Genomic DNA, 10,892 nt, shown 5'->3' with positions numbered 1-10,892 from the left:
AATGTAAATCGGCATTGTAATAATGTGCTAACGCTTATTTAAAGCGCGTTTTGGCTGAATGTAGAAAAAATAAAAAAGACATGCAGCCGCTATAATTTTATGTAATCTGCCAATATATACCTGAGTTTTTTACTGAATTTTGTTGTTAAATCTGCAGAGATTAAAAACAAGGATAAACACTCTTATTGTCATGATAAGAAGATTGATGAGATTTGTAAAGTAACTTTTTCTGCTCTTATTGAATCCAACACGCTACTATTATGTAAGAGTGCTATAATTATTAATTTATTGACTAATTATGTTTTTTATTTCACTCTACATTAAAAAATTTACTCATGCATAGTAGTAACATAGAAACTAAGAAAAAATACGAAATTGAGGGTTTACCTAAGTTTTTTAAGGATAGATCTAAAGAAATAAGTAAAGCATTTTCTAATGAAGTGCTGGAGATTAGCACCATTCGCTCAAAAAATATTACAAGTGATACGCAAGAGTTTTCATTTAAGCTCAAGCTACTGACAGAGGTAAACCCTAATACAATATTACCTCAAATAAAACATTTGATTGACTTTTTTGAAACCAGCCTTTCTCAGGAGAAAAACTTCACAGCCAATATAAAAGTAGCAAAAGAAAGTGAAGAATTATATAATAACTACCATAAAGCTAATAAAACTGTAGAAGAATTCATAAATAATGCTCCAATTCAAATCCTCATGCAGGGCATAACGATAACGCTACAAACAAACGTTAAAAACATCAACCTCAATAGCTTGCAACAAATCGAGATATTCTTGAATAAGCAGCTAAAACATGTAGAAAAAGCCAAAAGTGAGGAGCAAAGTCAAGATACATTACAAATAGAAGAAACTGAAAATAAAAACGAAAATGTGATTGAAAAAAGAAACACGCAAGATAAACAAATTGTGCAAGGTTCGTTTGGCTACAATATAGCAAGTAACAGAAAGCAAATTACACGTGCACCAGTAATTGTTGCTACAATGCATGAAAATATTTCCTGGTTTAGGTCTCTTTTTCAGCCATTCAATTTTTTTAATACGGCACAATTCTTTTTCCCACAACTGCCCAAATTTTCTATACAGAGTAACAATATGCCACCTGGTGTTATTCCAGCACTTGACCAAGAAGAGAAAGAACCAGTGTCAGCCACTCGGATAACAGAGGGTGGTAGTATAGGAAATCTAGTACCTCAAGAAACAGAGCGGGATATAGGTCAAGCTAGGTCGCACACAGATTATTTTAAAACTAACAGAAAAAAGAAGTCAAAAAAGCAAGCTCAAGAACTATCAGAAGAAGAAAAACAATCTATCGTAAAACAAGCTCAAAATGATGCTAGAGTAGCTATGATAGATAACCAGATTGAGCGTAGAGAAAAAAAACTCGATGAAATATTTATTGAAGTGATGAATGGATATAAAAATCAAGACCCAGAGACATTTCACAATATTTTCAACTTAATATTTAATATTGTTTACTTTCAAGATAAACAATTACATGAAGTATTAGAATCAGATGAGATATCAGAAGTGCTAGAGGTACTCAAAAGGCCACAACCTCCTAATAACTCACTTCTAGGTAAAGAATACTTACAAAAGCAAGTATATAGAAAAACAGTGCAATTGCTCAAATTAGTTTCGGGCATTCCTATACAATCTTCTCCACAGCCTCGAAATATTTCTCATGAAATTTTGCCAAGCAAAGCTGTAGAACATTTACCAAAAACAAATGAAGCTAAAACTCGATTGCCTACTAATATTGGGCTCAAATCACCATTAAAAACTGTATTTTCCTCGAAAGAGACTTATCTTTGTCTATTTTTAGTAGCAGCTTCTATATCAGCACTCTGGCTATGGCACTTGCCGCTGGGAAAAGTGTCAATTTTAAAGGAATTGGTGCCAACAGAAAAAAGGAAAAGTATCGGTCTAACATTAAACATAGGGTTACCGATATTAATTACACTGTGCGTTTTGAACCTGGCTTACTTTCTATATTCTGAATATTCTGTAGAATCTATTGAGCAGATAAGTGAAAAAGATCTTCCTTTGCACATCTAACAAATAAGATCTTTTGTGATATAATTATTTATTTTATTGCATGTTTAAAGGAATTATCCAAGATATTGGCACTATAACTGATATCACTATCCACCCTAACTCTGATCAAATCTTCCATATTGAGACACAAAATTTATCCTCTATAAACAAAGGAGATTCAATATCCTGCTCCGGAGTGTGTTTAACTGTTGTCGACATAATGAGCAATGTATTCACAGTTCAAGTATCTCAAGAAACTATGAAGGTTTCTAACTTAAATATGTGGAAAATAGGAAAAAAAATAAACCTAGAACAAGCAATGAAACTGAGTGACAGAATTGACGGCCACTTGGTTCAGGGTCATGTGGATGACACAACAGAAATTTTAACAATAAATCAAAATTTAGAATCTCATGAAATCAGACTATCATGCCCACAAGAATTAATTAAATTTATTACAAAAAAAGGTTCTGTAACGCTAGATGGAGTTTCCCTTACAGTAAATTCAGTTGTCGATCAAGAATTCACTGTGAATATAATTCCCTATACATGGAAAAACACAACTTTTCAGCATAATAAAACAGGTAATTACCTAAATTTAGAAGTTGATATGATTGCCCGGTACTTAGACCAGCTGATAAAATATCAATACAATTAATTTTACAACTTTGTTATTTACAACTATTATATCTTGAAAATCATATAGATACAAAATATGTTTTTCGATAGCCTAATTATCTTTATTATTGTCTTGTGTGTAATAATATCGATAACTAGAGGTTTTATAAAAGAGCTATGTGCATTAATGTTCTTGCTCTTATCAGTCTTTTTGACAGCTAGTTACTATGATTTTTTTATTATAAATTATAGTAAGTATTTTAACTCTAAAGTTACACAAAACATACTTTCTACAATCTCTGTATTTATTATACTTAATCTTACATTCATGACAATGAATAACTGGCTAATGTACATATTATCACCTATAAGGTTGGGATTAATGGATAGAGTTACTGGAATCTTTGTCGGAGCACTCAGAGGAATATTGCTTTCTTATGTACTATTTTTTGCTGTGCACTTATATTGCCACACAGTATATGATAAAAAAGAGGGAGAGTCTAAAATAGACGCAGAAGACATATTGCCCAATTGGATAATAAATTCACACTCTTATCAGGCTTTATTTGTGACAACAGAAGAAGTAATTAACATGTATGTACCAGAGTCATTGATACTAAAAATAAAAGAGATTGGTGAGGAAATGGTTGATCAAGAAAAACCTCAAAACAATAAAGAAAAGTGAGTGTTGATTTTCTATAGCTAAACTAGCCTAGACAGCTATTATCCACAGCAGTGCGCCATAGGTTACCAATTCCTATTACTAATCAAACAAAACTGCAAACATTGACGAATAAGTAAATCATCAAAAAAATTTAAATGTATAATTTTAGTTCATCAATGTAATACAACAAAACTTTTTTAGTGAATTCAAAATCTTCTAAGGTATTTCCTTCACATCTTGCTGTTATGCAGTTTTGCGTATTTGATACTCTAAGAAGCCACCAACCTTTATCATCAGTTACCTTAATTCCATCAAGCTCTGAAAATACAATGTTTTGCTGCTTTAGTGTCTCCTTTATTGATTCAATTATTTGAAATTTTTTCTCATCCTTCACTACAATTTTCACTTCATGAGTGATATATAACTTTGGTAAATCTTTAATCATCTCAGATAGGCTTTGGTTTTTCTTAAGTAAAATGTCAATGGCTTTAATAGCAGAATATAGTCCATCATCAAAACCTAGCTCAGAAAAGAAAAAATGTCCACTCAGTTCACCGGCAAACTTGGCCCCTTCTTCTACCATCTTTTTCTTAACTAGTGAGTGTCCAGTGGCACAGGTAATTATTTGCCCTCCTAATTTGCTAACGAAATCATGCACTTTCATACTCATTTTTACGTTGGCAATAACCTTGCTTTTTGGGTGTTCCGCCAATACTTCACGTGAAAAAATCATAAACAAGTGATCATTGGAAACAACATTACCTTTATTATCAATCAAGCGTACCCTATCACCATCACCATCAAGTGCAATACCAAGATCACATTTATCTTTCTTGACAATATCTATTAACTGAGCAAGATTTTTCTCTTCTATGGGATCTGGGTCATGCAGTGGAAACGTTCCATCTATAAAGCTATTGGTTACGATGTGTATATGATCTGGTAAAATCTTTTCAATATACCTTACAATTGTTGGGCTATTGCCAAAATCCCAAGCTATTTTTAGTTTTTGTGTAGCGTTATTCTTGAGCGCATTTTTTAATATGTTAACGTACTCACTATATATATTCGTGTTAATTAAGCTTCCAATTTTCGTGCTGTTTTTAATTGTATTGCCTATAATTTCCTTCATTTCTTGATCTGAGTAAACTTTTTTACTACTGAAAAATTTAAAGCCGTTATATTCCCTGGGATTATGAGAAGCAGTGATCATAATCCCAAGATCTGCCTGCATTGTTGCAGCGTAGAGCATAGGTGAAGAACAGAGCCCAACGCGTATAACATTCGCACCGGATAAAATCAAGCCTCTGATTAATTCTTTTTCTATGCTTGGTGAATCTATCCTGCTGTCATAGCCTACACAAACGTTAGCTGCAGTTTGACCGAATTTTCTACCTATTTCATACCCATCACTGATTTGCAGGTCTCTGCCTACCACACCTCTAATATCGTATTTTCTTATAATAGTATTGTCCATACTGCACTTCTTGGAGTGGTTAATATATAACATTCCCGCCAAATACTCAAGTTTATTTAACTATAAGATTAGTTGATTTTTTAAGAAAATATGCTAATATTATAATATAGTTCTCTAAAAATAGAAATTATGCTAAAAGAAAACTTATTTATAGCTGAAAATCAAGGTTTAGATGTAGATGAGCAAAAGAAAAATGATATTTTAAGTTTCATTAAATCTTGCAAAAATTTTCAGGATTTTATCAGAAAACTAGAAGAAGAAAATTTAATCTGGTACTTTATTGGTCCTTTACACAAAGATGAGAACATTAAAGAACAGGTAAGTTCAAAGTGGAAAGAGGAGTTTCAAAAGTTTGAGCAATCAATAAATGCAACACATAAAAAATTCGCAGAATCTCTACCAAGTGAAAATTTCTTAGTATATACAACACAAGATAATGAATTTAAAATTAGATTTGAAAATAAAGAAAAACCAATAGAGATTAGCACCCTTTTAAGAGCCAGTGACGAAGGCAAGGTTTATAACCTATCTTTAGGGAAAGATAGTCAAATAACTGCAACCAAAAAAGGCAGCGAAAGGCACTATGATTTTACTGGTTCAAGCTCATGTGAGATGACCATTAACTGGCAAGCTAAGGATTCTAAAGGCAATAGCATAGATTGTAGCATGACTGTAGAAGTAAATTCTAAGGGCATAAAAAGAGTGATTGATGAACCAAAATTTGGAGAAATAACTGACCCAGAAGAGGTATTAAAATTAGTTGAGCAGAATAAAGAAGTTTTTATCAATGGCAAAACTCTATATCAAACTTTCACTGACATGGTCAAAAGTGTGAACGAGCAGCAAACACCAGCAGATGAAACATTTACAAAAGATTCACCACAGTCAGCTACACCAAGTAGCAGTGGATATTCTTCTCTTAATACACCTTCTTCACGCAGAAGTTCTTTGTCTATTAGTAGTGAGGTTAGTGATGGAGATGAAGTATTTGAAAGTGATACGTTTAATGATGAAGAAGAGCATAAACAAGGAGGGAAAGGATTAGAAGATAGAGTAGCGGAATTAGAGAAAGAAAATACATATCTCAAGAAGGAAAATGCAGAGTTAAAAAGCCATAATACAAAGATAATACAAGAAGTTGATGAGGAACTAAGTAAATTAACTGAGGAAAAGCAAGATTTGGCAAAAGAAGTCACAAGACTTAAAGATGAATTGAAAAGAAAGGAAAAAGAGTTAGCTAAAAAAGATCAAGACATTAAGCAATTAGAACGAAAAGTAACCGTACTAGAACAAAGTCAAAAAGATAAAAATGTTAAAATAACACATTTAATGAGTCAATTGAACGATAAAGAAAGTGAGATTCAGTCAACAAATAGAATAAATGAGGAACTACAGGAAAAATTTAAGCAAAGTGAAGCTAAGTTAAGTACACTAGAAAAAAAGAATACAAATTTTGAAAATGATCTCAAGAAAATATTGGTAGAAGGTTCACAAGATAATCACGAAAAGCAGTTGGTAGAAGAATTGACGGAAGAAAAAGGGAAAAACAATACATTGGCTAAAAAGATGAAACAATTGTCTCAAGAATTCAATGAACTACAAAGAAAAAATGAAGATTTAGAGAGGAAAATTCGACAACTTGAACCCGGAAGATCACTTGCGGATGAGTTCAGTGAAGTAAATGCGAAAGTAGCTACTTCAACTGAAGCTGAATATGAAAGTAGAGGAATCGAGGCAAGTAATCACGAAACTACAGTTCCTAAAACACAAGACCAAGGTACACAAGCTGCGGATAAATCTTCAAGCAAAAGAATTAGTAAATTAGGAAAGGAAAATAAAAGTTTGGCTAGGGACAAACTAATGATATCTGAACAATTAAAGCAAAAAACAAAAGAGATTGGTGAGTTAAAGAAAAATTCAAAGCAATTACAAGAAGAAAATACACAACTAAGACAAAAAGCTACTAAAGATAAAGAAGTTAATGCATCATCTTCAACAGATCAAAAAAAGACTAATACAGTGGAAGTTCAAACTGATGTGCAAATGAATGATTTTCGCGATTTATATGATAAAGAAGGCAAATATGTCAGAACAGAACTATCAGATCCAAACACAGTTCCTGCTAAGACTACGGAAAAATCTACTCCTTCAAAAGGATGAGTTTTGCTTCAACTATAGCTAATCCAAACGAGATATTATATTGCAATAATCACTAATTTTCTGTGCTTTCAAAAAAACACATCAAGCAAAATCATTTGAGAGTAAGTGGACATTGTTAGATGAATTAACCCTAACTTAAGAATCAGATATATACAATATTAGTATGTTTAATTAATAGTGAGGTTAAAAATGTCACCTAGTGAAAAAAACTCTTCAAATTTTGTTGAAACTAAGCAAGATGATCTTAAAATGATTCAAGATTCTTCATTAAATTCAGATATCATTCACGATCCCAAGAAGCTAAAAGACAGAATTATGGATCTGTTAAAAGGAGATACAGAATTCTCCAAGATGAAGCAAGGAGATAAGGCCCTTGTAGTAGGTACAGCAAGTGGATTATTTGCAGCAGTGTTACCATTTTTGGCAGTTGGTGCAACACTTGCTATACCAAGTGCTATAGTTGGTCTTACTCTATTTTTCGCTGCGAAAGTTGCTGTAAAAGCAGTTCAATCTGGATATAAAGGGCTCAAATGGTCAGCAGAAAAAACAGTTGAAGGAGCGAAGCATATTGGCGGAAAAATCAAAGATGGTGCTGTATATGCCAAGAATTCGGTAAAAGAAACTGCAAGTTCTGTAAAACAGGCAACACAAGAGAGAGCTAGCTCTACATTAAGAAAAATGGGGGATAACATTCAAAACCTTGGAAGGAAGATGAGTGATAGTGGTGCAAGCGTGTCTAGTTTAGATGGCATCGCATATTCAATAGGTAATGAAGATCAAACTGTTATTTTGAAAACAAAAGAAAAAACGAGAAGTTTTAATAGTGTAAAGGAAATGTTTGTCAAGGAAGTTTTTGAAGACAAAGGTGTGAATAGCTCTGCTTTAACTAGGAAAATATTTTCTAAGCTGGGGGAAAAAATATTAGAGAAAGCTTATTCTGTTGATGGTCAACACAGTGCCAAAAAGGACCAGTTGATCAACCGATTGAAGCAGCAAATAGATTTTATCAATAAATTAGATGCTAAGAAGTTGCAACATTTGTTAGCTAAAGATAATAGCAGCTTATATGAAATTTTTTCTGAACATCATGATGAGATTAAGGAAGTTATTAAAGAATGCAAGGAAGAGCATACTCGTTTTAATACTTTAGAAAGGCTTAATAAGTCAGCAAAAAGGCATAAAGCAAGTTCTATGAATTCACTGGAAAATAGCTTATCAGGTAGTAGTTCAACGAGTTCTATAAGTACTGTTAGCAGCAAAGCAGAATTATTAAATCCTAATGAGCATAAGGAAGTAAAAGAACCTACTTCATTTTGGAGCAAGTTGTTACCATCACTAAAAGGTGGCAAAAAGCCAGAGGAAGCTACTTATATAAGATATCAAGATTCTGAGTTGGATCAGATACAATCTGCGGAGATAGGAAATAGCCGTTTTTATGTTGCTCCGGAGAAACCGCCAAGAAGCAATTCAACGGGTTCTTTAAGCACTGACAGTACTGCTACAACTTCTAGCTTTGCCAGTTACCGTCGTAATTCTGATAGTGGGTTCAATTCACCAAGTTCTTCTCCGCAACATGGTATGTTCACTGAGAAAAATGGCAAGTTAAAAACCCAAGCTGACTTAAGAAAGACAGGTTCTTTGGACAAATTGGTGGGACCTTCTTCAACAGTAACTGCTGAAGTCGATGTAGAGCATCAAGCTCCAAAAATGAAGATATAGAGAGTAAACAAAACTATCTATCTTCTTAAAAAAGATGTTACTCAGTGAGTAACATCTTTTTTTCATTTTATCAAAAACATTCGCTTATTTAAGATCAGTTTTCTAGCACTGGGCCAATTTATGGAGTTTCTCTTGCCTTTTTTCTAGGTTACGTAAGAAACTTAAAAAATAAAAGTTTTTATTCAATAATTTGTGTATAAGGGATATTATTTTACTGCTAGTGAAATAAACCAGAATGAAGTCTATTTTATTGACAAGGCCTTTATTAGATTCGTTGAGCACAAGAAGCACGCTAAAAAAATATGGATACAAAGTTTTTATAGAGCCAGTATTCACAATAAAGTACTTAAATCCTGATATATCCGCGCACGAATTTGATGTTGTGATATCTACAAGTAAAAACAGTGTAAAGGCTTTCAGTCAAATATGTAAAGAGTATGGCTTTCCAATTATTACGGTTGGTAATTCAACCATGCAGGCTGCAAAAAATTTGGGATTTTCCGATATAATCTCAGCAGACAGCAACGTTGATGGTCTGATATCATTCATAAAATCTCATTATTCAAATGCAATAAAGTTCTTATATATAAGGGGACAAGAAGTATCATGTGACCTAAAAAAAAGATTATCTGAAGAAGGTTTTAACGTAAGAGAAGTTGTACTCTATAAAACAATTACTAAAAGGAGTCTAACTAATAGGTGTAAAAATTTACTATTGGACGGTAAAATTGATAGCGTTGCTTTTTTTTCCTCACAAACTGCAAGGGTATTTTGTTCATTAGTTCTAAAAAGTGGGCTATCTCCTGTGATGAATAATACAATTGCATATACCATGAGTAAAAACATTGCTGATAGTTTAAAGTTAATCAAGTGGAAAAAAATTATAACATCGAGGTTGCCCACAGGGGAGAGTTTAATTGATATAATTAATAAGGATTGTTGATGCTAAAGATTGCAACTTGGAATGTAAACTCCATACGTAAAAGAATTAACCAACTTTGTAGTTTTATAGTTGATAGTCAGATAGATATAGTTTTGCTGCAAGAGATAAAATGTACAGAAGAGCAATTTCCTTATGCAGAGATAGAAAAGTTAGGATATGAATATGCTGTCTATGGACAGGTTGCAAGAAATGGTGTTTGTGTTTTATCTAAATATCCAATACTGGAAAAATTAAAAATTGATGTTGTAGAGAGTCATCAAGAAGCACGTTATATAGAGTGTGTGATAAAACACACCAATAATAAGATAAGGGTAGGAAGTGTATACGTTCCAAACGGTCAAAGCCCAGACTCTCATACTTTTGAGTATAAACTCAAGTTTTTTGATAACCTATATGAAAGGATGGGCACTTTGTTGAAAAATGAAGAGTTAACTATTATAGCTGGCGATTATAATGTTGCACTGGATGAAATTGATGTTTTTGATTCAAATTTATTAAATGGCCAAGTGTGCTTTCATATAAAAGAGCGTGAGAAATTAAGAGCGATCTTGAATCTTGGTTTTAAAGATGCATTTAGAATATCTCACCTCAACTTACAACAATTCACTTGGTGGAATTATAAAGGCAATTCACTCAGAAACAATCAAGGAATGCGAATAGATTATATGCTATTATCGCCACAAGCTGCAGATAAATTGGAAATATGTTACATAGATGATAGGTTGCGTAAACTAGAAAACCCATCTGATCATACTCCCGTTGTATGTGTTATAAAACAATAAAAGACCTATTACACAATTCACCTTTGGCAAATAGGTCTTACTTGACTGCTGTCTTTTCTGTGCTTTTGGCTGGCTGATCTATAGTAATTTTTCCATCAAGCATAGTAAGCTGCTCACCCCCTTTATTTCCCACCTGAGGAGCTTGTTCCGGAGTAGGTTGTTTTTTACTCCCGTCAGCAATTGTTTCAAGAGAGCTTTCAATTGGGGTTTTTAAAATATCATCAATACCCTTGCGAATTTTTTCATTCAATTTTGCTCTCTTTTCTGTATCATCTTTATCTGGTGAGCTAGGGTCATATAAAGTACCTGGCCTATTATTTGAAAAAAGAACTTCAATTCCTCCCTTTACAGCAAATATTGTACCAATAACAGCAGCAACTATCGCAAGTGTAGTAGGACCAAAAATTAATATTGAAGCAATGGAAAAAAGAATAGGAAGAAAAACCTTACGTAAGCACTTTGTTACCATCTCTTGATC

At 32.9% G+C, this 10,892-nt stretch carries 8 protein-coding genes and 1 pseudogene; 7 read left to right on the top strand and 2 right to left on the bottom strand.

All coding sequences use genetic code 11. The features are described 5' to 3' along the window. Nucleotides 1–335: 335 nt before the first annotated feature. From ACJ5GX_RS07455 to ACJ5GX_RS07445, 3 genes are read left to right on the top strand one after another with little or no spacing between them, the layout of a single operon-like run. Nucleotides 336–2,072 carry a hypothetical protein gene (locus ACJ5GX_RS07455; protein WP_052264907.1) on the top strand — a complete coding sequence of 579 codons (1,737 nt, stop codon included), beginning with the start codon at nucleotides 336–338 and terminating at the stop codon, nucleotides 2,070–2,072. A 40-nt stretch (nucleotides 2,073–2,112) separates the two neighbouring features. After that, entirely contained in the window at nucleotides 2,113–2,709 is a 597-nt protein-coding gene (locus ACJ5GX_RS07450) for a riboflavin synthase (protein ID WP_007302503.1), read from the top strand. 57 nt (nucleotides 2,710–2,766) lie between these two features. After that, nucleotides 2,767–3,354 carry a CvpA family protein gene (locus ACJ5GX_RS07445; protein WP_007302502.1) on the top strand — a complete coding sequence of 196 codons (588 nt, stop codon included), beginning with the start codon at nucleotides 2,767–2,769 and terminating at the stop codon, nucleotides 3,352–3,354. Between the two features lie 130 nt (nucleotides 3,355–3,484). Here ACJ5GX_RS07445 and ACJ5GX_RS07440 read toward each other — a convergent pair whose 3' ends face one another. Beyond that, nucleotides 3,485–4,810, bottom strand: a complete 1,326-nt coding sequence (locus ACJ5GX_RS07440) for a phosphomannomutase/phosphoglucomutase (protein ID WP_010407162.1) — start codon at nucleotides 4,808–4,810, stop codon at nucleotides 3,485–3,487. A gap of 129 nt (nucleotides 4,811–4,939) precedes the next feature. Here ACJ5GX_RS07440 and ACJ5GX_RS07435 point away from each other — a divergent pair, with 129 nt between their 5' ends. The 4 genes from ACJ5GX_RS07435 to ACJ5GX_RS07420 all read left to right on the top strand — a co-directional run bounded on the left by ACJ5GX_RS07435 (nucleotide 4,940) and on the right by ACJ5GX_RS07420 (nucleotide 10,414). Beyond that, the gene (locus tag ACJ5GX_RS07435; RefSeq protein WP_096097186.1) at nucleotides 4,940–6,970 is read left to right on the top strand and encodes a coiled-coil domain-containing protein; all 2,031 of its coding nucleotides are present in this window, start codon (nucleotides 4,940–4,942) and stop codon (nucleotides 6,968–6,970) included. A gap of 189 nt (nucleotides 6,971–7,159) precedes the next feature. Beyond that, nucleotides 7,160–8,689 carry an actin-bundling T4SS effector WalE1 family protein gene (locus ACJ5GX_RS07430; protein ID WP_052264853.1) on the top strand — a complete coding sequence of 510 codons (1,530 nt, stop codon included), beginning with the start codon at nucleotides 7,160–7,162 and terminating at the stop codon, nucleotides 8,687–8,689. 235 nt (nucleotides 8,690–8,924) lie between these two features. Further along, nucleotides 8,925–9,632 carry a uroporphyrinogen-III synthase gene (locus tag ACJ5GX_RS07425; protein ID WP_052264854.1) on the top strand — a complete coding sequence of 236 codons (708 nt, stop codon included), beginning with the start codon at nucleotides 8,925–8,927 and terminating at the stop codon, nucleotides 9,630–9,632. After that, nucleotides 9,632–10,414, top strand: coding sequence for an exodeoxyribonuclease III (locus tag ACJ5GX_RS07420; protein ID WP_052264855.1), 783 nt, complete (start codon nucleotides 9,632–9,634; stop codon nucleotides 10,412–10,414). Before ACJ5GX_RS07425 ends, ACJ5GX_RS07420 begins: the two co-directional genes overlap by 1 nt. Before the next feature lie 37 nt (nucleotides 10,415–10,451). On the opposite strand, the pseudogene ACJ5GX_RS07415 reads toward ACJ5GX_RS07420, so the two are convergent. Then, nucleotides 10,452–10,892: pseudogene (locus ACJ5GX_RS07415) on the bottom strand (hypothetical protein); the annotation flags it as partial.

It is taken from the genome of Wolbachia endosymbiont of Tuta absoluta (assembly GCF_059414725.1).
Note: the sequence above shows the minus strand (reverse complement) of the source record. Positions and strands in the feature narration are given on the sequence as shown.

Bases quoted from the DNA above. Each gene is read 5' to 3' on its own strand.
- ACJ5GX_RS07430 (WP_052264853.1), top strand. From the start codon at position 7,160: ATGTCACCTAGTGAAAAAAACTCTTCAAATTTTGTTGAAACTAAGCAA.
- ACJ5GX_RS07435 (WP_096097186.1), top strand. From the start codon at position 4,940: ATGCTAAAAGAAAACTTATTTATAGCTGAAAATCAAGGTTTAGATGTA.
- ACJ5GX_RS07420 (WP_052264855.1), top strand. From the start codon at position 9,632: ATGCTAAAGATTGCAACTTGGAATGTAAACTCCATACGTAAAAGAATT.
- ACJ5GX_RS07455 (WP_052264907.1), top strand. From the start codon at position 336: ATGCATAGTAGTAACATAGAAACTAAGAAAAAATACGAAATTGAGGGT.
- ACJ5GX_RS07445 (WP_007302502.1), top strand. From the start codon at position 2,767: ATGTTTTTCGATAGCCTAATTATCTTTATTATTGTCTTGTGTGTAATA.
- ACJ5GX_RS07425 (WP_052264854.1), top strand. From the start codon at position 8,925: ATGAAGTCTATTTTATTGACAAGGCCTTTATTAGATTCGTTGAGCACA.
- ACJ5GX_RS07440 (WP_010407162.1), bottom strand. From the start codon at position 4,810: ATGGACAATACTATTATAAGAAAATACGATATTAGAGGTGTGGTAGGC.
- ACJ5GX_RS07450 (WP_007302503.1), top strand. From the start codon at position 2,113: ATGTTTAAAGGAATTATCCAAGATATTGGCACTATAACTGATATCACT.